The organism is Bradyrhizobium sp. (genome assembly GCF_028868675.1).
Lineage (GTDB): Bacteria > Pseudomonadota > Alphaproteobacteria > Rhizobiales > Xanthobacteraceae > Bradyrhizobium.
Window position 1 is genome coordinate 1 of sequence record NZ_JAGWUA010000063.1, and the last position, 22712, is coordinate 22712.

Consider the following 22712-nt stretch of genomic DNA (forward strand, 5'->3'; position numbering starts at 1 on the left):
GCGCGCGAGCTGCACGCGCCGGTCGGTGTTGGTGAAGGAGCCGTCCTTTTCGGCGAAGGCCGAAGCCGGCAGGATGACGTCGGCGTGGAACGCGGTTTCGGTGACGAAGAGATCCTGCACCACGAGGTGATCGAGTTTCGCCAGCGCCTCGCGCGCGTGCTGCAGGTCGGGGTCGGACATCGCGGGATTCTCGCCCTCGATGTACATGCCCTTGATCTCGCCGGCGTGGATCGCGTTCATGATCTCGACCACGGTGAGGCCGCGGACCGGATCGAGCGTCTTCTGCCAGTTCTCCTCGAACTTGCCGCGCAGGTCGACGCGGCCGACCGGCTGGTAGTCCGGCAGGAACATCGGGATCAGGCCGGCGTCGGAGGCGCCCTGCACGTTGTTCTGGCCGCGCAGCGGATGCAGCCCGGTGCCGGGACGGCCGACCTGGCCGGTGATCAGCGCGAGCGCGATGAGGCAGCGCGCATTGTCGGTGCCGTGGACGTGCTGGCTGATACCCATGCCCCAGAAGATGATCGAGGATTTTGCGCGAGCATACATCCGCGCCACCTCGCGCAGGGTCTCGGCGGGAATGCCGCAGATCGGCGCCATTTTCTCCGGCGTGAACTCCTGGATCCTGGCCTTCAGCTCGTCATAGCCCTCGGTATAACCCGCGATGTACTGCTCGTCGGTCAGCCCCTCCGTGATGATCGTGTTGATCATCGCGTTCAGCATCGCAACGTCGCTGCCCGGCTTGAATTGGAGATGCCGGTGGGCGTGGCGCGACAGCGTCTGACGGCGCGGATCCATCACGATCAGCTTGGCGCCCTTCTTGGCCGCATTCTTGATGAAGGTCGCGGCGACCGGATGGTTCACGGTCGGATTGGCGCCGATCACGATGATGACCTCGGCATCGAGCGCCGCCGCAAAGGGCGCCGACACGGCGCCCGAGCTCAATCCTTCGAACAGCGCCGCGACGGACGAGGCATGGCACAACCTCGTGCAGTGGTCGACGTTGTTGGAGCCGAAGCCGGTCCGCACCAGCTTTTGGAACAGATAGGCCTCTTCATTGGAGCCCTTGGCCGAGCCGAAACCCGCGAGCGCCTTCACGCCGCTGACATCGCGAATCTTCACCAGCCCCTTGGCGGCGATGTCGAGGGCTTCCTCCCACGACGCCTCGCGGAAATGGGTGAAGGGATTGGCCGGATCGACCTGGTCGTTGGCGTCCTTCTTCGCATTGGGCAACCGCACCAGCGGCTTCGTCAGACGATGCGGGTGGTGGATGTAGTCGAAGCCGAAGCGGCCCTTGACGCAGAGGCGGTTGTGATTGGCGGGGCCGTCGCGGCCTTCCGCGTAGATCACCTTCTCGTCCTTGACCTGGTAGGTGACCTGGCAGCCGACGCCGCAGAACGGGCAGAGCGAATCCACCTTCCTGTCGGCATAGGTGACGCGGGTCTGCGCCTCGTCCAGCATCACGGCCGGCATCAGCGCGCCGGTCGGGCAGGCCTGCACGCATTCGCCGCAGGCCACGCAGGTGGACTCGCCCATGGGGTCGTCGAAGTCGAACACGATCTTGGCGTCGGCATTGCGGTAGGCCATGCCGATGACGTCGTTGACCTGCACCTCGCGGCAGGCGCGCACGCACAGGCCGCACTGGATGCAGGCGTCGAGATTGACGCGCATCGCCGGATGGCTGGCATCGCCGCTCCAGCGCTCGGCCGCGGGAAAGCGGCTCTCGGTGACGCCGGTCTTCTCGGCCCAGTGCCAGAACTTCGAATCCGGATCGTGCGACGTCGCGCGCGCGGGCTGGTCGGCGACGAGCAGCTCTATCACCATCTTTTGCGCGGCGACGGCGCGGCTGCTTTCCGTCTTCACTTTCATGCCGACCGAGGGCGTACGCTTGCAGGAGGCGGCGAGCACGCGCTCGCCTTCGATCTCGACCATGCAGGCGCGGCAATTGCCGTCGGGCCGATAATCCGGCGCCGGCGAATGGCAGAGATGCGGGATCTCGCGCCCCTGGCGCCTGGCCACCTGCCAGATGGTTTCGCCGGGACTGGCCTCGACCTGCTTGCCGTCGAGTTCGAACGTAATCCTGGTCATTCGGCCGCTTCCTTGAACGCGTCAGGGAAATATTTCATCACTGAGGTGAGCGGGTTGGATGCCGCCTGTCCGAGACCGCAGATCGAGGCATCGCGCATCGCCTGGCTCAATTCCTCCAGCAACGCCTGGTTCCAGACCGGCTTCTGCATCAGAAGCGCAGCCTTCTGGGTGCCGACGCGGCAAGGCGTGCACTGGCCGCAGCTCTCGTCCTCGAAGAAGCGCATCAGGTTCAGCGCCGCCGCCTTCACGCTGTCGGCTTGCGACAGGATCACGATCGCCGCCGAGCCGATGAAGCAGCCGTATTTTTCCAGCGTGCCGAAATCGAGCGGGATGTCGTCCATCGCGGCCGGCAGGATGCCGCCGGAGGCGCCGCCGGGCAGATAGGCATAGAACGTATGACCGTCAGCCATGCCGCCGCAATATTCGTCGATCAGTTCGCGGATCGTGAGCCCCGCCGGCGCGAGCTTGACGCCGGGCTGCTTCACGCGGCCGGAGACCGAGTAGCTGCGCAGACCGTGGCGGCCGTTGCGCCCCTGCGACGTCCACCAGGACGGCCCCCTCTCGACGAGGTCGCGCACCCAGAACAGTGTCTCCAGGTTGTTGATCAGCGTCGGCAGGCCGAACAGGCCGACCTGGAAGGGATAAGGCGGCTTGTGCCGGGGTAGGCCGCGCTTGCCTTCGATGCTCTCGAGCAGCGCAGACTCCTCACCGCAGATATAGGCGCCGGCCCCGCGCCGCAGGTGAATGGTCGGCCCGCCCGGCGGCAGCTTCGCGATCTCGATCGGGAGCAGCTTGTGCGCCGCCGGATATTCGTCACGCAGGTAGATGTAGACGTCTGCCGCATCGATCACGTGCGCAGCGATCAGCGTACCCTCGAGGAAGCGATGCACGTCGCGAAGCAGATAGAAGCGGTCCTTGAACGTGCCGGGTTCGCCCTCGTCGGCATTGACCGCAAGGAGCCGTGGTCCCGGCTCGCCGAGCACCGCACGCCATTTGCGCCCGGTGGGGAAGCCGGCGCCACCCAGCCCGCGAAGACTGGAATCGTCGAGGACTTTGAGAACGTCCTCCTTGCTGATGCGTCCCGCGCGAAGATCGCCGAGCAGCTTGTAGCCGCCATCCTTCACATACGCGTCATAGTCGACATAGGCCGGAATGATGGGATGGGTCTCGCCGCGACCGGCGGTCTCGAGCACCTCATCCTTGGTCGCCTCGAGCACATAGCGATGCCCGACCTCCGCGACTGGCGCGCTGTCGCAGAAGCCGACACAGGGCGCGCGCACGACGCGGATCGCGGGACCGGCCGAACTCTGCAGGTCATCGAGCAGCTTTTCAGCCCCCATCATCGTACAGGTCAGCGAATCGCAGACGCGGATGGTGAGCGGAGCGATATCGGGCTCGCCTTCCTTCACCACGTCGAAATGCGCGTAGAAGGTCGCGGTCTCGAACACCTCGGCGAAGGACAGTTTCATCTCGTCGGCCAGCGCGGCGAGATGCGCAGCCGAGATCTGGTGATATCTGTCCTGGATCAGGTGCAGATGTTCGATGAGCAGGTCGCGCCGCCGCGGCTGGTCGCCAAGCAGTTGCTCGATCTCATGCGCGGCGGTCGGGTCGATCTGGCGGCCTTTTGGCGTGGCCTTGGCCCGCCGACGTCCTTCGCCCGGATGCTCGAACGAGCGGACCTCATGCACGTCGTGACTCATCGATGCGTCTCGTTCCCTCATGTCTGGCCGGAGACTAAACCTTGGCATGCCAGATGCCAAGCGATTTATCGCGTCCAGAGAAGCAGTTAAGCGGGATGGCGCGGTTGATCCTGCTGCCGATCATTCGCGCGCCCGGGGCATTCGGCCATCGCGACCAAACCGCGAATTGAATCCGAGATCAATAAAGGCGTCCTATGCTGCGATAGCGAAGACATATCGACTCCGGGACAGCCGGGGGCATGGAGCCAATGCCCCTCGACCGTCAACGTTCCGGACATGGCCGCGCCTCGCGCGGACGCGAACCGGAATGCGCCCGCGACAGGTTTGCGATTGGTCGAAGGCGGCGACGCCGCGGGACGCGCGCAAGGCAGGCGCGCGCGTCCCGCAGCAAATCGCGACGCGGTCAGAGAATCTTGACCGCGCTCTCCAGCGTCTTCCACACGCCCCAGGCGAGCGGGATGCCGACGAAGGCCCAGAACAGCGCGGCCCTGGCGTCGAGCCCGCCCGTGCCGATGCCGAACGAGCCATGCTTGATCGCCGCGTCGCTCTTGGCGTTCGCCGCCTGCAGCTTGGCGACCTCCTCCGCGCTCATGTTCCACTTCGGATCGACCGGCTTGATCAGGTAGTTGCAGATCAGGCCTGCGATCAGCATCGCGCACAGGATGTACATGGTGGTGTCGTAGAGCTTGTCGCGGGGAACGCCCGCGGCGAGCTGGAACTCGCGGATGTAGTTCACCACCACCGGGCCGATGATGCCGGCGGTCGACCATGCCGTTAGCAGCCGGCCATGGATGGCGCCGACGAACTGGGTTCCGAACATGTCGGCGAGATAGGCCGGCACCGTCGAGAACCCGCCGCCATACATCGACAGGATGATGCCGAAGCCGAGCACGAAGAGCACTTTCGAGCCCATCGCGGCGAAGGTCGGGGCGAGCGCGTAGAGCGCAATACCCAGCAGGAAGAACGTGTAGTAGGTGTTCTTGCGGCCGATATGATCCGACAGCGACGCCCAGAAGAACCGGCCGCCGATGTTGAACAGCGACAGCAGACCGGCGAAGCCGGCGGCGATGCCGGCGATGACGGTCTTCTGCTCGACCGAGAGCTGACCGAAGGCCAATTCGGGGTGGCCGATCAGCTTGCCTGCGAAGATTTCCTGCAGCATCGGCGAAGCCATGCCGATCACGCCGATGCCGGCGGACACGTTCAAGCAGAGCACCCACCAGATCAGCCAGAATTGCGGCGTCTTGTGCGCATCCCGCAGATGCACGTTATGCTCGGTGATCATCGACTTCTTCTCGCTCGGCGGCGTCCAGCCCTCGGGCTGCCAGCCGGGCGGCGTCACGCGATAGGCAAAGGCGCCGATCATCATGAACACGAAGTAGATGACGCCCATCGCGACGAAGGTTTCCCAGACGCCGACCGAACCCGGCGTCTTGAAATGGTTTATCAGCAGGTTTGCCAGAGGCGCACCGATCATCGCGCCGCCGCCGAAGCCCATGATGGCCATGCCGGTCGCCATGCCGCGGCGGTCCGGGAACCATTTGATCAGGGTCGATACCGGCGAGATGTAGCCGAGACCGAGGCCGACGCCGCCGATCACGCCGGCACCCAGCCACATGATCCAGAGCTGATGGACGTAGATGCCGAAGGCGCCGATCAGGAGGCCACCGCCCCAGCAGCAGGCCGCCACCGCGCCGGCCTTGCGCGGACCGGAACGCTCGAGCCAACCGCCCCAGATCGCAGCGGAGACGCCGAGCAGGACGAAGAACAGCGTGAACATCCAGCCGAGGCTCGCGACCTTCCAATCGCAAGTCGTGGTGAACAGTTCGCCCCAGAGCGACATGTCGGGGCACGCCTTCGACTGCGTGATGCCGACCGCCCGCGACAGCGGCAGCCAGAATACCGAGAAGCCATAGGCCATGCCGATGCAGAGATGGATGCAGAGAGCTGCCGGCGGCACCAGCCAGCGGTTGAAGCCAGCCTTTGCGATCGTGTGCTCACGATCGAAAATGCTGAGAGCACCGGACGGTGCAAGTGCAGTGTCGGCAGTCGTCATAGGCATTACCTCCAGTTTCGTGGCCTTGCCGGGCACATCAGTTTCAGATCGGTCGGACTCGAGTCGAAAGGCAGCCGCCTCCCCGGCTGCCTTTGAGAGAACTGCGCAGACCGGCACGTCGGCGCATCGAGGCTGCGCTCACGACCGATCGAGATTGTTGTCGAAGTGGATTTGTCCGGAGCGCGGCGATGTCCCCTCGCGCACCCAGCAGCAACCGAAGACGATCGGCCCCCATCCCCCCTCAACGTTCTTGCCCGTGAAGGAGCAACCCGTGTGCCAACAAGCGCACCTCGGAAAATCAACCACTTGCTGCAGGACGGCATACCGCGCGCGGACAAATTGTCCGGACGTCGCGGACAGAATGTCCGTCAGCTCGCCTCCGGTAGCCAGACCGTAAACGTGCTTCCCGCGCCGACCCGGCTTTCCGCCGTGATCTGCCCGCCCTGGCGCTTGATCAACGTCTGGCTGATCGACAGGCCAAGCCCGGTCCCCTGCCGCCGCTTCGTCGTGAAGAACGGATCGAAGATTTTCTCGATGACGTCGGCGCCCATTCCCACGCCGGTGTCGGACACCTCGACGGCAACCCCCGGACTGCCGTCGCGCTCGGCATCGAAGGAGCGCAGGCCAAGCGTACCGCCGTCGGGCATGGCGTGGATCGCGTTGACGATGAGGTTGACGAGCACCTGCTGCAGCTCGGTGCGGTTCATCAGGACCAGGCGGCTCGCCCGGTCGTCCCTCACCACGGCGATGGCCGTCTTGTTCAGGAGATGCTGGACCAGCGGCAGGCAGTCGGAGATGATGCTCGCGGCCGCATGGCGCTCGACATAGCCGGCATATTCCTCAGGTCTTGCAAACTGCAGCAGCTTGGTCACGATCTGGCTGATGCGATGGATCTGCTCGTCGAGCAGCCGGAACTCGACCTTCACCTTGTCGGCGTCGGCGCCGATGACGCTGCGGATGACGTCGAGATTGCCCTGCATGACCGCGATCGGATTGTTGATCTCGTGGGCAACGCCGGCGGTGATCTCGCCGATTGCGGCGAGCTTCTCCGACATGATGAGCTGCTTGGTGGTCGCCTCGAGCTTCAGATTGGCGTGCTCGAGATCCCGCGTCCGCTCCCGCACGCGCGCATTCAACTCCTCGTTCCAGGTGCGCAGCTGCCGATCCCGCTCCTGGATCTGGTCGAGCAGGCTGTCGAGATGGACGGCGACGCGGCCGATCTCGTCGCCGGAGACGGTCATCTCGGTGCGGGCGGCGAGATTGCCCCTCTCCACTTCCGCGATCGTCGCCGTCATGCGCTCCAGCGGCATGAAGACCGAGCTCGCCCAGCGCAGGAAGATCGGAACGGTGGCGCCCGTGATCGCGATGAAGGCCGTGATGATGATGAGCAGGGTCTGGTACTTGGCGTCGCTGAACGGCTTCTCAAGGAAACCGACATAGAGCATGCCGACGCGCTTGCCGTAGGTGTCGACGAGCGGCTCATAGGCCGAGATGTACCAGTCGTTGACCACGAAGGCGCTGTCGAGCCACGTATGTCCGTCGCCGAGCACGGCGGATCGCACGGCCGCCGAGACGCGCGTCCCGAGCGCCCGCCGCCCTTCGAACAGCCTGACATTCGTGCTGATGCGCACGTCGTCGAGGAACAGCGTCGCGGTTCCCTTGCTACCCTCCGGCAGGCTGGCCGCGCGATAGACGAGGTCGTTGATCGTATCGATGAAGTCCAGATTCTGGTTGAGCAGGATGCCGCCGACGAGCGCCGCCGTTCCGCCATCGGGCAACGTCGCCCGGCTCGCCGCGTGCACCACCATGCCCTGGGTCTCCGCGCTGCGGTCGGTCGGCACGGCGTTCGGCGTCGGCACCAGTTCGAGCATCGCGCGTTCGGCGAGCGCGGGCGAAATCGCCGCGAGCTCGTCATTGGCGAAGATGTCGACGCCCGTCGTCGGAGCCTGGCCCGACAGCGCTGCGGCGACGATGGGCCAGTCCTGCCGCGGCCGGCGCTGCAGCGCCGGTGACGATGCCAGGATATCCCCCTTGCCGTTCGTCAAGTAGAGAAAGTCGAGGCCGATCTCCTTGCGGGCCTCATCGAGCAGGTCGCTGAGGGAGCCGGACCCGTCCTGGGCCACGACGTCGCGGAACCGGGCAGACGCACTGAGCGCGCGCATCTGGACGCCGGTCTTCTCGAGCATGCGGGCCAGGTACTGGTGGGCGATGGTGAGATCGCCATTCACCTTGGAAATCAGGGCCGCGTCGAACTTGGCGTTCCAGCGATAGATGGCAACCCCGAGCAGCAGCGGCAGGATCACCAGCATCGGCAGGAGTGCGATCGCCAGCAGCCGGAAGCGGACCGAACGTCCTCCGACCTCGCCGGTGCGGCCCGCAGGATCAGACATTCCACAGCGCGAATTTGCGATCGATGGTCTTGCGCGAGATGCCCAGCCGGCGCGCCGCCTCCTCGCGATTGCCGTTGACCTCCTTCAGCACGGCGAGAATGTGCCGCCGCTCCAGATCGGCCAGGCTGTCGACGGGCGCAGCATGGCCGTCGTCCCGCGGTCCGGCAAAGTCGTCCGGAAATGCGCCGAGGATCAGCGTACGCTCGATCAGGTTGCGCAGCTCGCGCACGTTGCCCGGCCAGTCGTAGGTTGCCAGCGCCGCCCGGATCGAGCCCTCGATCGCAACCGGCGGCATGCCGAGCTGCACCGAAAGCTTGCCCATGAATATCTCCGCGAGCTCCTGAACGTCGTCACCGCGATCCTTCAGCGGCGGCAGATGGATTTGCATCACGTTCAGCCGGTAGAACAGATCGGCGCGGAACCGCCCTTTCTCGACCTGCTTCTGCAGATCGGCGTTGGTCGCAAAGATGAAGCGCAGATCGACGGGAACCTCGCGTTCCGCACCGACGGGCCGGACGCGGCGGTCTTCGAGCACGCGCAGCAGCTTGCTCTGCATCGGTGGCGGCAGTTCGCCGATCTCGTCGAGAAACAGCGTGCCGCCATGCGCATAGAGGAACAGGCCGTCGCGCCCGCTGTCCGCGCCGGTGAAGGCACCCTTGATGTGCCCGAACAGCTCCGCCTCGATCATGTCGGGCGGGATGGCCGCGCAGTTCACCGGAACGAAGGGCTTGTCGGCGCGATCGGACAGCGAGTGGATCGAGCGCGCCGCGACTTCCTTGCCCGTGCCGGATTCGCCGGTAAGAAGCACCGAGGTCGGCAGGGGCGCGACCCGCGCCACGGTTTCCCGCACGCGGCGCGCCGCCGTCGATTCCCCGATCAGATTGTCGCGCAGGAAGGTGCGGTCGGACGAGGCGCGCAGGGCGTAACGCAGCACGAAGTTCTCGCGCTGCAGCCGGACGCGGTCGAGGCAGCGCGCCACCGCATTGAGGATCTGGTTGGAGCGAAACGGCTTGAGCACGAAATCGACCGCTCCGGCGCGCAACGCCTGGATCGCCGTATCGAGATCGGCGTAGGCCGTGATCAGGATCGCGTCGGCGAAAAAGCCGACGGCGCGCTGCTCGGCCAGCCAGTCGACCCCGTTCTTGCCCGGCATGATGTTGTCGAGGATGACGACGTCGTAGCGGTTGGAATCGAGCTTGCGCGAGGCCTGGTCGGTGTCGGCGGCCTCGTCTACGAGCTTGCAGCGAGGAGCCAGCGTGCGCACCAGGAAATTGCGCATGCCCGGCTCGTCATCGACGATCAGGATCGAGGCCTGTGCAAGGGCGCCAAATTCCGGGACGCCGGCCGTCTTGCCGACCTTGATGGCGCCGTCCCTGCTTGCAGCAGGAGCCGCCGGGGCGCTCACCTTCGATGATGGGAAGGTCATGACGGAAGTCTTTGGTCCAATCGGCAGCGGCCGCAACGATCCGCATTTTCGCGCTGCAGCGAACTAGGGCTGCCGACCGGCGGCCCCGGGGAGGCTTCCGTTTTACACGTCAACCAGACGTCGCGAAGCTAGACATTCGGCTTGGCTATCGGATGATCCGCCTTCTCGATCAGGAACACGATCCTGGCATTGCTGCGCTCGGTGATCTCCACCCTGTCGCCGGTCTCGCGGACAAGGTTCGGAATGTCGATCACCGACAGCGGATCGGTGCAGTGGACCTCGAGCTGATCGCCCGCCTGCAACGGCCTGAGCGCCTTGCGCGTCTTCAGCGCCGGCAACGGGCATTTCAGCCCCGTGAGATCGAGAGTCGTTCTTGTCGTCATGGGCGCAACATGGCGGGGCATGATGACCGCGTCAATGTGAGCCTCAGATCAGGCCGGCATAGGCGAGGAAGCCGACGCTTTGGCCCGGCTCGACCAGCGTCATGGCCTCGCCGAGCTCGACGAGCCCGTCGGTGTCGACCAGCGACGACAACAACCCGGCACCCTCGCGCGGAAACTTGACCGCTTCCAGCGTGCCGTCCTGCGCTCTCGCCAGGGAGACGCGGACATATTCGCGGCGGCCCGCCTTCTTCCTGTAAGTGAAGGCCGCGCGCACTGGCATCGGAACCAGCGGCTCCGGCAGGCTGCCGGCAAGCGCCAGCACGGTGGGACGCACCACATGCACGAAGGTGACGAAGCTCGCGACGGGGTTGCCCGGCAGCCCGATCAGCGGCGTGCCGTCGATGATCCCCATCGCGACCGGGCGGCCGGGCTTGATCGCCATGCGCCACAGCACGAGCTTGCCCATGCCCTCAACGGCAGCCCTGACGTGATCCTCCTCGCCGGTCGACACGCCGCCGGTGGTGAGGATCAGGTCATGTCCGCCCGCTACCCGCTTCAGCCCGCTCGCAAGCGAACTACGATCGTCGCGCAGGATGCCGAGATCGAAAACCTCGCAGCCGAGCCGGCGGAGCATCGCCATCAGCATGAAGCGGTTGGAGTCGAAGAGTTGCGAGCCGGCGCGCGGCGCTCCGGGCGAGGCCAGCTCGTCACCGGTCGAGAACACCGCGACGCGAAGGCGTCTGCCGACGTCCAGGCCGGTCAGTCCGAATGCGGCAGCGAGCGCCACATGCTGCGGCCGCAGCCGCTGTCCCCTGCGCAACGCGACATGGCCTTCCGGAATGTCTTCGCCTGCCGGACGGACATTCGCTCCCGGCTTCAACCCCGGCGGCAGAACGACGTCGCCGCCTTCGTCGATGCGAACGTCTTCCTGCATGAAGACGGTCCCGGCATCCGGCGGCATCGGCGCGCCCGTGAAGATGCGCACGGCCTGTCCGGGCGCGACCGGCGCCTTCGCCCCGCCGCCGGCCGGGATGCGGTCTGCAAGCGGGAAGGCACGCTCCTCGCCTTGCGGCAAATCCGCGTTGCGCACCGCATAGCCATCCACGGCGGAATTGGTGAAGGGGGGCAGCGGCAGGGGTGCTGCGACGTCGCGCGCGAGCACCCGGCCGTCGGCATCGACCAAAGCGACGCTCTCGATCTCCGTCACCGCATTGACGCGGGTCGCGATCAGACCGACGGCCTCGTCGACCGACATCATCGGTCCGCCGAAGGCAAAGCAATCGTCTGAGAGTTGCGCCATGATCCCTCGTCAGTGCGTCACGGCAGCTTGCGTCATCGCCTGCTCGATCGGCATCGCCGAGCGCAGCGCCAGCGCAGCCACGGCCGGAATGTCGTCGAGACGAACGGTCGGCAATCCTGTTTCAATGGAAGCATCGGTGGCTATCCCGACGATCCCGGGGTCGTCGGGATGAAGCAGTGGCTTGCCGTTGGCTGCGCGATGCACCTCGATCTTGCGAAGCCGCTCGCGCTTGAAACCCTCGACCACGACGAGATCGACCGGCAACAGCTTGTCCAGCAATTCCGACAGCCGGGGCTCCTCCGCGCCACGCAATTCGTGCATCAGCGCCCAACGGTTCTGCGACGATATCAGCACCTCGGCCGCGCCCGCCTCGCGGTGCCGCCAGGAATCCTTGCCGGGCACGTCGATGTCGAACCGGTGATGGGCATGCTTGATGACGGAGACGCGCAGGCCCTGCCCGGCGAAATACGGGATCAGGCGCGTCAAGAGCGTGGTCTTGCCCGCACCGCTCCATCCCGCAAGGCCAATCACTTTCATTCCGCATCCATTTCCGCGATCGGCTCGATGCCGATGGAATCGCTCACCTCTCCGCCGTCATTGCGAGGAGCGAAGCTACGAAGCAATCCAGGCTGTCGCCGCGGACGCACTTCCGGATTGCTTCGCGGAGCCTGTCATCGGGCCGCGCTTCGCGCGGACCCGTTGGCTCGCAATGACGGGCAGCATTTCCCTTATTCCCCGACATGCTTATATCGGCTGGAGCCGAATGTCATGCTAACGTCCCGGCCATGATGAAGATCGAGAAAGCCCCGGTACCCCTGATCGTCCCGAACCCGGACGATTCCCGGCTGACCCAAAGCGTCACCGGGACCGACCAGACCGGCGCCAAGGTCGAGATCAGGGTGCCGATGGAACGGCCGCTGACGCTCTACTTGAACGCCCAGGAGATCGTCACCATGATGACGATCGGCGACTATCCGGAATATCTGGCGCTGGGCTACCTGCTCAACCAGAACATGCTGAAATATAGTGACGAGGTCACCGAGGTCGAATACGACGACGACCTGCAGGTCGTCGTCGTGCGCACCGCGCATCACACCAATTTCGAAACCAAGCTGAAGAAGCGCACCCAGACCTCGGGCTGCGCGCAAGGCACTGCGTTCGGCGATCTGCTGGAGGCCGTCGAGAGCGTGGCGCTGCCGAAAGCGGAGCTGCGCACCTCCTGGCTCTACCAGATGACCCAGACGATCAACACCATGCCGTCGCTCTATCTGGAGGCCGGCGCCATTCACGGCTGTGTGCTCTGCAAGGAGGGCGCGCCGCTGTGCTACACCGAGGACGTCGGCCGCCACAACGCGGTCGACAAGATCGCGGGATGGATGTACCGCCACGGCGTCGATCCTGCCGACAAGATCCTCTACACCACGGGACGCCTGACCTCGGAGATGGTGATCAAGACGGTGCGCATGGGCATTCCGATCCTGGTGTCGCGCTCCGGCTTCACCGCCTGGGGCGTCGATCTCGCGCGCCAGGTCGGGCTGACGCTGATCGGGCGCACGCGCGGAAAACGCTTCATCGCACTGTCGGGCGAGGAACGCATCGTCTACGACCAGAACCTCGCTTACGTCGAGGAGGAGTCGGCCAGGCACAAGCGCAAGGGTGAGGGCGGTGACGACTGAGATTCCGCCCACCCAGGGCGTGCTGCTCGCCGGCGGGCTGGCGCGGCGCATGGGCGGCGGCGACAAGCCGATGCGCACCATCGGCGGCCGCACCATCCTGGAGCGCGTGATCGCGCGCCTCGAACCGCAGTGCGACGGGTTGATCCTCAACGCCAACGGCGATCCCGCCCGCTTCGCCGCATTCGGCCTTCCCGTCATTGCCGACGACGTGCCGGACTTTCCGGGGCCGCTCGCCGGCATCCTCGCAGCGCTGGACTGGACCGCGGCGAACCAGCCCGGCATCGCTTGGGTGCTGAGCGCTGCCGCCGATTGCCCGTTCCTGCCGCGCGATCTCGTCGCGCGGCTGCACTCCGCGCGCGCGAAAGAGAACGCCGAACTCGCGGTCGCGGCCTCGGACGGACAGTCGCATCCGGTGATCGGGTTGTGGCGGGTCGATCTGCGCGAGGCGCTGCGCCACGCGCTGACCGTCGAGGACGTCCGCAAGATCGACCGCTGGACCGCCCGCTACCGCCTCGCCACGGTGGCCTGGCCGACCGATCCGGTCGATCCGTTCTTCAACGCGAACACCGTGGAAGACATCGCGGAAGCAGAACGGCTGGCGGCGCTGGACGCGGCCTGAGCGTGATCCGGCAAACCGCTCAGGCCGCCAACGGCGCAGTCCAGGCGTCGTAGCCATAGACCCAGCTCGCGTCGGTTCGCTCCCTGAGCCGGACGTTCGCCCGCGAGGTCTCCTGCACCCGCGTGGTCCGTTCCTTGCGCGTCGCCCTCGAAGCGGCGAAATGCGTCGGCGACACCGGTCTCATTGAGCCCGACCAGCCTGCGATTGAGCCTGACGCACTCCACCGGCACGGCACTGGCCAGGGCCGCGTGCAAGTCGCCAGGGTGCGCAAGCAGATAGGGCGCACCGAACCTTTTGCTCCGCTCTCGCCGAAGATCATGTCGAACTTGACGTCGCCGGTGCGCCAGTCACGATTGTTCCAGGAGCGCGGATAGAAGGACTGGCTGCGCATGCGGGCTTCGAGTCCGAGCTGGCGCAGCACCTTCATTGCATTGCAGCCGACCTGGATGCCGGCGCCGATCCGGGCGAATTGCGACGCCTGTTCATACACCAGGACGCCGATGCCGACGCGCCGCAGGGTCGCAGCAGCCGCAAGCCCGCCCATCCCCGCACCGACAATCGCCACCTATAGCGGCCTTGCCATCGCGTTTTCCCACCTGCTTCCGCGCGCGATCGTTTCGCCCGCGTCATTGTCCGGTCATGCCGGCCGGAATCCGGCGCGCGCGAGAGCCGCGCGGCTTTCATCCGAGCCGAGCGCTTCCAGGAAGGCCTGCACTGCCGGACGCTGCCTGCGCGCCGTCACCAGCGCAAAGTCATAATGCTCTTCCGCCAGCGGAATGAAACCGAGGCCTGCGGCGTGGGCAACCGGCGCAATGGTCATGCCCCAGTCGGCGCGATGCTGCGCCACCGCAGCCGCAACGGCATTGTGCGACCTCGGCTGATTCCAGTAGCCCTCCGGCCGTGCGCCGCCGAGCAGGCGGTCGATCAGGATGCGGGTCCCCGCTCCCTGGTTGCGGTTGACCATGATGCAGGCGGGATCGACCAGCGCTGCGGCAACCGCCTCTCTAGCGCTCGCGCCTTCAAAACGCGTGTCGCCCTTGCGGAACACGATGCCCTGCATACGCCGCCAGCCCGGCACGAGTTCCAGCCCTTCGGCGAGGAAGGGCGTGTTGTAGGTCTCGCTCCTGTCGTCGAACAGATGGATCGGCGCCAGATCGCATTCTCCGCGACGCGCGGCCGCGAGCCCACCGAGGCTGCCCACCGCGATCGAGCGCACGCTGAGGCCCGCGCGCGACAAGGGTGCGGTGACGAGATCGAGGCCGGTGCAATGGCTGCCGATGATGACGAGGTCGGGCACGCGCACGTGCGGCGTGAACAGCGTCACCTCGGTCTCGGCGCCAGCCGGCAGCTGGTCGGCGAGCGCGTCGATGCGCAGGAACCCATCGGCCTGTGCAAAGGACGTAATCGCGCCGGAGCCTTTGCCGGAAGGATAGGCGATCAATCCGTCGCGGCCCTCGACCAGCGAAACCATGACGAATTCGGTACGGCCGAGCTCGGAAGCGATGCGCACCGGCACCTTCGCGCTCACCTTGGCATCGGAGCGCAGCGGCAGGCCGGCCATCCGCCGCAGCACCGGCACGATCATGTCGTGGAAGGTGAACATCGCCGAGGTCGGAAAGCCCGGCAGGATCACCACCGGCTTGCCGTCGCAGACTGCGAGGCAGAGCGGCTTGCCGGGCTTGAGCGCCACGCCGTGCGCGACAATGCCGGGTTTGCCGAGTCGACCGATGATACGGTGAGAGAGGTCGCCCGCGCCTTTCGAGGTACCGCCCGACAGCACGAGCATGTCGGCCTGCGCCAGCGCCGTGCGCATTGCGGCTTCGAGCCTTGTTTCATCATCGGGGATCGCGCCGAAAAAAGTTGCCTCACCGCCGTTCTCGTCGATCGCGGCCACGACGATCGCGCCGTTGGTGTCGTAGATCGCCGCGGGCGGCAGCGGATGACCCGGCTGCACCAGCTCGTCGCCGGTCGAGACGACGGCAACGCGCGGCTTGCGCGCGACCTTGACCTCGGCGACGCCGCAGGCCGCCAGCATGCCGATCTCGCGCGAGCCGACGACGGTGCCGGCGCGCAACAGCGCCTCGCCGCGCGCGATGTCGGATCCGGCATGGGAGACGAACTGCCCGGGCGAAGCGGCGCGACGGACCTCGATCGCGCGCGGCCCCGCGGGCTGGGTGTGCTCGACCATGACGACGGCATCGGCCCCGCGCGGCAGCGGACCGCCGGTCGCAATCGTCGTGGCCGTACAAGGCGCGACCTGCTGCGTCGGCGCGATGCCGCACGCAATGATCTCGCCATTCAGCACGAGACGCACGGGCGAGGCTTCGCCAGCGGCGGCGAGATCGGCCGAGCGCACGGCAAAGCCGTCGACATTGGAGCGATCGAACGGCGGCACGTCGATCGGCGCCGCGACGTCCTCGGCGAGCACGCAGCCGAGCGCCTCGGCGAGCCTGCGCACCTCGCTCGGGACGGCACGCGGGAACAATGCGGCCTCGAAACGCCTCACCGCCTCCTCGCGCGACAGGATGGTGAGGAACTGCTCCTGGTCGAGGCCGGCCTGGGGCTGCGGGACGATGGTCATGCCAAAACCCATATCATTCCCACATCAAATAGGCATCGACGGCCGCGCCTGCAGCAAAGCCTTCGCTGTTGGCCGGGACGAGCAGCCATGCATCGGCGCGCGCGATCGCCTGGAGCGGCAGGTCGCCGGCGGCGAGCGGCAGCCATGTGCCGCGGTCGTTCGCCAGCAATGCGAGTTCGGCGATGCCGACGCCGGACGCGACCTTGCGCGCCAGCGGCAGGCTCACGGGCTTTCGCGACTGGCGCCCCGACAGGCGATCGAGCAGCGGAAGCGCGAGGGCGAGCCATGCCGCCAGCGCCTGGTCGGGCGATCCCGGCAATGCGATCACAGGCACCGTTCCAATTCTTCCCAAGGCCGTGGTCTTTCCCGGATGCAGCGCAATGCCGTGGGCGAGCAACTCGCCGCACTCGGAGAGTGCGGCGACGGTCGCGTCGCAGCGGCCGGGACCGCTGCCACCGATCGTGAGCAGCAGGTCGCAGGCGACGGAATCGGCAGCATCCGCGACCGACTCGGCATCGCGCGCTCTTGCCTCGACGACGATGGCATCCGCACCAGCCGTACGGGCCAGCTCCGCGATCACAGCGGCGGTCGCCGTCCCCCCAGGCACGTTGACCAGGCGAAGCCGCGGCCGGCGCACGCTCAATGTCTTCAGCCCGGCAGCGCGCGCAAGCAGGAGGTGATGCGTTCGGATTTCAAGTCCGGCAGCAACGACCGGCTTGCCGCCGGCATGGTCGCTACCCGCACGCCGCACGCCCCGCCCTGGAACTCCGTCCGCCAGCACTTCGGCGATCGGGCCTGACGTGTCGACCGCGGCGGCATCGAGCACACAATCGCACCCGGACGGCATGGCATCGCCGGCTTCGACCCAGGCCGGCAAGGCCGCCAACTGCGCCGGCGAATAGGAGGACGCGCCGACGACATCGCCGGCAGACAGCGCCCAGCCATCAACCGCGGCAATATCGTGCGGCGGACAGGCCGCAAGCGGCGGCATCTCGGCCGCAACGCAACCACGCGCATCAGCGAGCGGCAGTTCGATCGGCGCGACCGAATCGAGCCCGCCCAGCAGCCGCACAAGCGCGGTGTCGAGCGGCGTCAGCAATGGCGGCAGGCACTGGGTCATGCGCCATGGTGGACCATGCAGCGCAAGGTTTGGCAACTGCCCAAGATTCCGCGGTCAGCTGCCCTTCTTGTCGGCGTCCGGGAAGAACAGCTGCTGGCCCCCGATCTCGTAAGCGGCGATCGCCGCCTGTCCTTCCGGGGAAATCACCCAGTCGACGAAGGCCTGCCCCAGCTCCTTCTTCACGGTCGGATGTTTCTCCGGGTTCACCAGCATCACGCCATACTGGTTGAACAGCCGCTTGTCGCCTTCGACCACGACGTCGAGGTCGCCGCGATTCTTGAACGAGATCCAGGTGCCGCGATCGGACAGCACGTAGCCGTTCATCGCACTCGCGGTATTGAGCGCCGCCCCCATGCCCTGGCCGATCTCGCGATACCAGGGACCCTTGGCGGCGGCGATGTCGACGCCGGCCTGCTTCCAGAGCGCAAGCTCGGCCGCATGCGTGCCGGAGCGGTCGCCGCGCGAGACGAACGGCGCGCCCTTGGCCTGGATCGTCTTCAAGGCGGCTTCGATGTCGCGCCCCTTGACGCCGGCCGGATCGCTCTTCGGCCCGATCAGCACGAAGTCGTTGTACATGACGTCGAAGCGCTTGACGCCAAAGCCTTCGGCAAGGAATTTCTCTTCCTGCGCCTTGGCGTGCACGAACACGACATCGGCGTCGCCTCTCCGCGCGGTGTCGAGCGCCTGCCCGGTGCCTTGCGCGATCACCTTCACCTCGATGCCGGTTTTCGCCTTGAAGATCGGCAGCAGATAGCCGAACAGGCCGGAATCCTGTGTCGATGTCGTCGAGGCCACGACGATCGAGCGATCGTCGGCGAATGACGGCCGGCACACGGCGGCGATGCCGAGCAGCATCGCGATGGCGACGAACGAGCGGCGAAAGATCATGGACATGCTCCCGATTCAGATGACGAGATCGCCGCGCAGGAAGGCGCGCGCTTCCGGCGTCGACGGGTGATCGAAGAAATCGCTGGCCGCGGCGCGCTCGCACAGCGCCCCCCGAGCGAGAAACACCACCTCACCCGCAAGCCGCCTGACCTGGCCGAGATCGTGCGAGGCCATCGCGATCTTGATGCCGGACTGCGCTGCGCTCAGCACGATCTCCTCGACCGCGCGCGTGGCGGCCGGATCGAGGCTGGCGGTCGGCTCGTCCAGCAGCAGGATCTGCGGATCGCGCGCCAGCGCCCGCGCCAGCGCCAGCCGCTGCTGCTCGCCACCGGACAACAGCCGCGCCGGGCGATCGGCGAGGTCGGCCAGCCCGACGCGCTCGAGCAAGGCGACGGCGCGTTCGCCCCGCCGGGCGCGCGGCTCACCCGCCTGTGCGAGGGCGTAGGTCACGTTGGCTGCGGCAGTTCGTCGCAACATCACCGGGCGCTGAAACACGAAGGCGCGGCGCGTCGGCGTCGGATCGCTCCGGCCGCCCCAGCTGATGCGGCCGCCCGTGGGCTTCGCCAGTCCCATGCACAGCCGCAGCAGGCTGGTCTTGCCGGAGCCGTTGGGGCCGATGAACAGGGTCGGCGCGCCCGGCGCAATGGTGAGGCTGATGCGGTCGAGAATCGCAGTCGCCCCCGCCTGCAGCGAGACGTCGTCGAGCACCAGGGGCAAGTCGCTGACCGGTGCACGCATGATCAACCCGTCACCCGCTGCGACCAGACCCTCGTGCCCCAGGCCGCCGCGTTGATCGCGAGCACGATGACGATCAGGATCGCGCCCAAGCCCATCGCGAGCGGCAGATTGCCCTTGGACGTCTCGAGCGCCACGGCGGTCGTCATGGTCCGGGTAAAGCCGTCGATATTGCCGCCGACGATCATGACCGCGCCGACTTCGGCCGCGGCGCGGCCGAAACCGGCGAGCAGCGCCGTGAGCAGACTGAAGCGCGCATCCCACAACAAAGTGGTCATGCGGCCGAGCGCGCCGACATCCATGGCGCCGAGTTCGTCACGATACTCGATCCAAAGATCCTCGACCGTCTGCCGCGTCAGCGCGGCGATGATCGGCACGATCAGGACCGTCTGGGCCAGCACCATCGCGGTCGGCGTGAACAGGATGCCGAGTTCGCCGAGCGGGCCGGAGCGCGACAGCAACAGATAGAGCGCAAGCCCGACCACGACCGGCGGCAGCCCCATCATGGCGTTGAGCAGGACCACGAGAATTGCGCGTCCCGGAAAGTGGGTCAGCGCCAGCAATGCGCCGATCGGCATGCCGATTGCTGCCGCGAGCGCAACCGCTGCAAGACTGACGCTCAGCGACAACTGCACGATGGCCAGGAGCGTGGGGTCGGCATTCAGGATGAGTTGCAAAGCACTGAGATGATCGGGCATGGTCCCCTCGGAACCTACATCGAACTGCAGAAATTCCAAGCTGCGTCAAATGCCAAAAAAAGAAACAAGCGTATGCATGAGAATGCAAAATGGAATTCTTAACGACCAGTGAAGCGGCGGACTACCTGCGGCTGGGTGAGCGCAAGCTCTACGAGCTCGTCACCACAGGTGCCATCCCCTGCAGCAAGGTGACCGGGAAGTGGCTGTTTCCCCGGCATGAGCTCGATCTCTGGGTGCTCGCAGGGCTGGCCCGGCCGGCCGGCATGCTGGCCGGCGAGCCGCCGCCGATCGTGGGCGGCAGCCAGGACGACCTGCTGGAATGGAGCTTGCGCGAATCCGGCTCGGGGCTCGCCTGGCTGAACGAGGGCACCGCGCGCGGTCTCGAGCGGCTGCAGCGCAACGAGGTGACGGCGGCGGCCGTGCATTTCCACAGCCTCGATGCTTCCGACAATCTCGCCCACGACGCCAATGTCGCGGCGGTGCGCAGCGCACCCGACCTGCATGACGTGGTGCTGGTCGGCATGGTGCGCCGCGAGCAGGGCCTGCTGCTGCCGGCAGGCAATCCGAAGCGGCTGCGCAGCCTGCCCGACGTGCTTACGCTGGGCGCGAAGATGGCGCTGCGGCAGCAAGGCGCCGGCGCGCAAATGCTGCTCGACGTGCTCTTGAAGCGCACGGGCGCTTCGCCTAGGGATCTGCGCCGGCTCGACGCGCCCTGCCTCACCGGTCCCGACCTCGCGGCCGCGGTCCGCAATGGGCACGCCGATTGCGGCGTGGCGACGCGGGCGGCGGCCCGGGCTGCAGGCCTCGATTTCGTGCCCCTGCTCTGGGAGAACTTCGATCTCGCGATGCGGCAGCGCAGCTATTTCCAGCCCCCGCTGCAGGCGCTGGTCAGGTTCCTGAGCGAGAAGCGGCTGCGGCAGCGTGCCGAGGAACTGACCGGCTACGATCCCTCGCCCGCGGGGCAAATCCGGTTCTCGGCCTGATGGCGTTGACGCCCACCCCCGAATAGTTGCAAAAGAAACCAATTCGGCCGGCTTCGCCCGGCCCAAGCAACGGCGGCCAACGAGCCGCCCAGGGGAGGACAAGCGTGAATCCAGCCAGAACAAGTGTGTCTGCCGTTGCCGCGCTGGCGGCGGCGGCGCTGCTGTCGGCACCGGCCTCGGCGCAGGTGTCCGACGACGTCGTCAAGATCGGCGTGCTCACCGACATGAACGGCCCCGCCTCGACGCCGACCGGCCAGGGCTCGGTGACGGCGGCGCAGATGGCGATCGACGATTTCGGCGGCACCGTACTCGGCAAGCCGATCTCCGTCGTGGTCGGCGACCACCAGTTGAAGGCCGACATCGGCGCCGCGCTGGCGCGCCGCTGGTACGACGTCGAGCAGGTCGACCTCATCGTCGACGTGCCGGTGTCCGCGGTGGGCCTCGCGGTGCAGAACATCGCCAACGAGAAGCAGAAGCTGTTCATCACCCATTCGACCGGCACGGCCGACTTCCACGGCAAGTTCTGCTCGCCCTACGCCATCCAGTGGGTGTTCGACACCCGCGCGCTTGCGGTCGGCACGGCGGATGCGGTGGTGAAACGTGGCGGCGACAGTTGGTTCTTCATCACCGACGACTACGCCTTCGGCCATTCGCTGGAGCGCGACGCCTCGGCGATCGTCACCGCCAACGGCGGCAAGGTGCTCGGCTCGGTCAGGCCGCCGCTCGCGACCCCCGATCTGTCCTCCTTCGTGCTGCAGGCGCAGTCCTCCAAGGCCAAGATCATCGGCATTGCCGCAGGTCCCCCCAACAACATGAACGAGATCAAGACCGGCGCCGAGTTCGGCGTGTTCAAGGGCGGCCAGCAGATGGCGGCGCTGCTCGCGCTGATCACCGACATCCACGGCATCGGCCTTCCTGCCGCGCAAGGCCTGCTGCTGACCACGTCCTTCTACTGGGACATGGACGACAAGACCCGCGAATGGTCCAAGCGCTACTTCGCCAAGATGAACCGGATGCCGACCATGTGGCAGGCCGGCGTCTATTCGTCGGTGAGGCATTATCTGCAGGCGATCAAGGATACCGGCACCGACGACCCGCTCAAGGTCGCAGCAAAGATGCGCGAGAAGCCGATCGAGGACTTCTTCGCCCGCCACGGCAGGCTGCGCGAGGACAACCTGATGGTGCACGATCTCTGGCTGGTGCAGGTGAAGTCGCCGGCCGAGAGCAAATATCCGTGGGACTATTACAAGATCCTCTCCACCATTTCCGGCAGTAAGGCGTTCGGCCCGCCCGATCCGGCGTGTGCGCTGGTGAAGAAGTGACATTGGCGAATGGCGAATTAGGGCGTGGCGAATAGGGCGCGTCCCTATTCGCTACACGCTGCTCGCGATTCGCTCCGCGCCACGAACATCCCGGGATAGGAATAGATCGCGATCGTCAGCCGAGGTCTCATGGGGCCGGCCCTGTGCGCAGCCCTGCCGCCCGCGACGAGCCGCGGGATAGGCAGCGGCCGGATTTTATGGAAGCATGGGACCAACGACAACAAAACACGGGGGCGTCATGTTTCGATCTTTGCGCAACGGGCTGTTCGGCCTGGTCTTCCTGCTCGGTCTCGCCGGCCCGCAAGTCCCCGCCTCCGCCGCCGACTATCCGAACCGCCCGGTGCACTGGCTGATCGGCTTTGCCGCCGGCGGCCCGGTCGACATCGTGTCGCGCATCATGGCGCAGTGGCTGTCGGACCATCTCGGCCAGCAGTTCATCGTCGAGAACCGCACCGGCTCAGGCGGCAACATCGCGGCCGCCGCCGCGATCAACGCGTCGCCCGACGGCTACACGCTGCTGTTCGTCGCGCCCAACAACGCGATCTCGACCTCGCTCTACAAGAAGCTTCCGTTCGACTTCCTGCGCGACACCGTGCCGGTCGCGAGCATCATGCAGCTCACCAACATGCTGGTGGTCTCCAACGCCATGCCGGTGAAGACCGTCCAGGAATTCATCGACTACTGCAAGGCCAATCCCGGCAAGATCTCCTACGCGTCCTCCGGCAACGGCACCTCGGTGCACATGTCGGC

Annotated in this window: 19 protein-coding genes; 5 read left to right on the plus strand and 14 right to left on the minus strand. The window is 66.5% G+C overall.

Translation table 11 applies throughout. The annotated features are described in order from the left end of the window. The 8 genes from KGM94_RS10715 to mobB all read right to left on the minus strand — a co-directional run. On the minus strand, positions 1–2085 hold a 2085-nt coding region (locus tag KGM94_RS10715; protein ID WP_300258117.1), incomplete at its 3' end, for a molybdopterin-dependent oxidoreductase. After that, positions 2082–3785 carry an NADH-ubiquinone oxidoreductase-F iron-sulfur binding region domain-containing protein gene (locus tag KGM94_RS10720; protein WP_300258120.1) on the minus strand — a complete coding sequence of 568 codons (1704 nt, stop codon included), beginning with the start codon at positions 3783–3785 and terminating at the stop codon, positions 2082–2084. The genes KGM94_RS10720 and KGM94_RS10715, both read right to left, overlap by 4 nt. A 403-nt stretch (positions 3786–4188) precedes the next feature. After that, on the minus strand, positions 4189–5841 hold the full coding sequence (locus KGM94_RS10725; protein WP_300258123.1) for an OFA family MFS transporter: 1653 nt from the start codon (positions 5839–5841) through the stop codon (positions 4189–4191). 368 nt (positions 5842–6209) lie between these two features. After that, positions 6210–8231 carry a cache domain-containing protein gene (locus KGM94_RS10730; protein WP_300258128.1) on the minus strand — a complete coding sequence of 674 codons (2022 nt, stop codon included), beginning with the start codon at positions 8229–8231 and terminating at the stop codon, positions 6210–6212. Then, positions 8224–9657 (minus strand): sigma-54 dependent transcriptional regulator, encoded by a 1434-nt coding sequence (locus tag KGM94_RS10735; RefSeq protein ID WP_300258131.1) that lies wholly within the window; start codon positions 9655–9657, stop codon positions 8224–8226. Before KGM94_RS10735 ends, KGM94_RS10730 begins: the two co-directional genes overlap by 8 nt. A 128-nt stretch (positions 9658–9785) precedes the next feature. Then, the gene (locus KGM94_RS10740) at positions 9786–10040 is read right to left on the minus strand and encodes a sulfurtransferase TusA family protein (protein WP_300258134.1); all 255 of its coding nucleotides are present in this window, start codon (positions 10038–10040) and stop codon (positions 9786–9788) included. A 43-nt stretch (positions 10041–10083) separates the two neighbouring features. Next, a complete protein-coding gene (gene glp, locus KGM94_RS10745; protein ID WP_300258137.1) occupies positions 10084–11340 on the minus strand; it encodes a gephyrin-like molybdotransferase Glp in 1257 nt (418 codons plus the stop codon). 9 nt (positions 11341–11349) lie between these two features. After that, on the minus strand, positions 11350–11877 hold the full coding sequence (mobB, locus tag KGM94_RS10750; RefSeq protein ID WP_300258140.1) for a molybdopterin-guanine dinucleotide biosynthesis protein B: 528 nt from the start codon (positions 11875–11877) through the stop codon (positions 11350–11352). A 248-nt stretch (positions 11878–12125) separates the two neighbouring features. Between mobB and fdhD the strand changes: the two genes are divergently transcribed. After that, complete coding sequence (gene fdhD, locus KGM94_RS10755) at positions 12126–13016, plus strand: formate dehydrogenase accessory sulfurtransferase FdhD (protein ID WP_300258144.1); 891 nt, start codon at positions 12126–12128, stop codon at positions 13014–13016. Beyond that, a complete protein-coding gene (gene mobA, locus KGM94_RS10760; RefSeq protein ID WP_300258147.1) occupies positions 12997–13635 on the plus strand; it encodes a molybdenum cofactor guanylyltransferase MobA in 639 nt (212 codons plus the stop codon). Before fdhD ends, mobA begins: the two co-directional genes overlap by 20 nt. A 19-nt stretch (positions 13636–13654) precedes the next feature. Here mobA and KGM94_RS10765 read toward each other — a convergent pair whose 3' ends face one another. From KGM94_RS10765 to KGM94_RS10790, 6 genes are all read right to left on the minus strand, one after another. Continuing rightward, positions 13655–14200, minus strand: a complete 546-nt coding sequence (locus KGM94_RS10765) for an FAD-dependent monooxygenase (protein ID WP_300258151.1) — start codon at positions 14198–14200, stop codon at positions 13655–13657. A 72-nt stretch (positions 14201–14272) separates the two neighbouring features. Then, a complete protein-coding gene (locus tag KGM94_RS10770) occupies positions 14273–16216 on the minus strand; it encodes a molybdopterin biosynthesis protein (RefSeq protein ID WP_300258154.1) in 1944 nt (647 codons plus the stop codon). A 13-nt stretch (positions 16217–16229) separates the two neighbouring features. Beyond that, positions 16230–17336, minus strand: a complete 1107-nt coding sequence (locus KGM94_RS10775) for a molybdopterin-binding protein (protein WP_300258157.1) — start codon at positions 17334–17336, stop codon at positions 16230–16232. A 54-nt stretch (positions 17337–17390) separates the two neighbouring features. Further along, on the minus strand, positions 17391–18224 hold the full coding sequence (locus KGM94_RS10780) for an extracellular solute-binding protein (protein ID WP_300258172.1): 834 nt from the start codon (positions 18222–18224) through the stop codon (positions 17391–17393). A 15-nt stretch (positions 18225–18239) separates the two neighbouring features. Then, positions 18240–18962, minus strand: a complete 723-nt coding sequence (locus KGM94_RS10785) for an ATP-binding cassette domain-containing protein (protein WP_300258160.1) — start codon at positions 18960–18962, stop codon at positions 18240–18242. Between the two features lie 2 nt (positions 18963–18964). Then, complete coding sequence (locus KGM94_RS10790; protein WP_300258163.1) at positions 18965–19657, minus strand: ABC transporter permease; 693 nt, start codon at positions 19655–19657, stop codon at positions 18965–18967. An 89-nt stretch (positions 19658–19746) separates the two neighbouring features. Here KGM94_RS10790 and KGM94_RS10795 point away from each other — a divergent pair, with 89 nt between their 5' ends. From KGM94_RS10795 to KGM94_RS10805, 3 genes are all read left to right on the plus strand, one after another. Next, positions 19747–20640, plus strand: a complete 894-nt coding sequence (locus tag KGM94_RS10795; protein WP_300258166.1) for a helix-turn-helix transcriptional regulator — start codon at positions 19747–19749, stop codon at positions 20638–20640. A 125-nt stretch (positions 20641–20765) separates the two neighbouring features. Then, positions 20766–21962 carry an ABC transporter substrate-binding protein gene (locus KGM94_RS10800; protein WP_300258167.1) on the plus strand — a complete coding sequence of 399 codons (1197 nt, stop codon included), beginning with the start codon at positions 20766–20768 and terminating at the stop codon, positions 21960–21962. Positions 21963–22200: 238 nt separating this feature from the next. Further along, positions 22201–22712: tripartite tricarboxylate transporter substrate-binding protein (locus tag KGM94_RS10805; protein ID WP_300258170.1), on the plus strand; the 512-nt coding region annotated here is incomplete at its 3' end.

Excerpts from the sequence above, each read along its gene's own strand:
- KGM94_RS10720 (WP_300258120.1), bottom strand. The coding sequence starts at position 3,785 with ATGAGTCACGACGTGCATGAGGTCCGCTCGTTCGAGCATCCGGGCGAA.
- KGM94_RS10725 (WP_300258123.1), bottom strand. The coding sequence starts at position 5,841 with ATGACGACTGCCGACACTGCACTTGCACCGTCCGGTGCTCTCAGCATT.
- KGM94_RS10730 (WP_300258128.1), bottom strand. The coding sequence starts at position 8,231 with ATGTCTGATCCTGCGGGCCGCACCGGCGAGGTCGGAGGACGTTCGGTC.
- KGM94_RS10735 (WP_300258131.1), bottom strand. The coding sequence starts at position 9,657 with ATGACCTTCCCATCATCGAAGGTGAGCGCCCCGGCGGCTCCTGCTGCA.
- KGM94_RS10740 (WP_300258134.1), bottom strand. The coding sequence starts at position 10,040 with ATGACGACAAGAACGACTCTCGATCTCACGGGGCTGAAATGCCCGTTG.
- glp (WP_300258137.1), bottom strand. The coding sequence starts at position 11,340 with ATGGCGCAACTCTCAGACGATTGCTTTGCCTTCGGCGGACCGATGATG.
- mobB (WP_300258140.1), bottom strand. The coding sequence starts at position 11,877 with ATGAAAGTGATTGGCCTTGCGGGATGGAGCGGTGCGGGCAAGACCACG.
- fdhD (WP_300258144.1), top strand. The coding sequence starts at position 12,126 with ATGATGAAGATCGAGAAAGCCCCGGTACCCCTGATCGTCCCGAACCCG.
- KGM94_RS10770 (WP_300258154.1), bottom strand. The coding sequence starts at position 16,216 with ATGACCATCGTCCCGCAGCCCCAGGCCGGCCTCGACCAGGAGCAGTTC.
- KGM94_RS10775 (WP_300258157.1), bottom strand. The coding sequence starts at position 17,336 with ATGACCCAGTGCCTGCCGCCATTGCTGACGCCGCTCGACACCGCGCTT.
- KGM94_RS10780 (WP_300258172.1), bottom strand. The coding sequence starts at position 18,224 with ATGATCTTTCGCCGCTCGTTCGTCGCCATCGCGATGCTGCTCGGCATC.
- KGM94_RS10785 (WP_300258160.1), bottom strand. The coding sequence starts at position 18,962 with ATGCGTGCACCGGTCAGCGACTTGCCCCTGGTGCTCGACGACGTCTCG.
- KGM94_RS10790 (WP_300258163.1), bottom strand. The coding sequence starts at position 19,657 with ATGCCCGATCATCTCAGTGCTTTGCAACTCATCCTGAATGCCGACCCC.
- KGM94_RS10795 (WP_300258166.1), top strand. The coding sequence starts at position 19,747 with ATGGAATTCTTAACGACCAGTGAAGCGGCGGACTACCTGCGGCTGGGT.